Genomic DNA, 423 nt, shown 5'->3' with positions numbered 1-423 from the left:
GTGGATAGGTCTGGGGTGGAAGTGCGGCGACGCATGCAGCTGACAGATACTAATCGATCGAGGACTTAACCTATTATGAAAAGCTAAATCGACCGTCTAGATACGACAGGCATAAGACGGATTGGCGAAGCGGCGCTTTTTACCGCACAGCCGAGCCGGCTTATGACTCGAGTATCTGGTCGATTTAGCTGGACAGCACAAAAAGTAGTTACTTGAACTACCCAATGTCTTTTATCCAGTTTTGAGTGAACAAAAATTCACTTTACATACTAAAAAAACACTTGCATTACTAATTATAAGTGTTATAATAGTAAATGTCCGCTAAAGGACAAGTCTGGTGGCGATAGCAAAGAGGTCACACCCGTTCCCATACCGAACACGGAAGTTAAGCTCTTTAGCGCTGATGGTAGTTGGGGGTTTCCC

General features: G+C 44.7%; 1 rRNA gene. It reads left to right on the top strand.

The window, feature by feature from the left end:
• Nucleotides 1-333: 333 nt before the first annotated feature.
• Nucleotides 334-423, top strand: a 5S ribosomal RNA gene (gene rrf / locus GDZ68_RS17960); the annotation flags it as partial.

Origin of the sequence: Sporosarcina cascadiensis (genome assembly GCF_009650995.1) — a bacterium.
GTDB classification, from domain to species: Bacteria; Bacillota; Bacilli; order Bacillales_A; family Planococcaceae; genus Sporosarcina; species Sporosarcina cascadiensis.
Note: the sequence above shows the minus strand (reverse complement) of the source record. Positions and strands in the feature narration are given on the sequence as shown.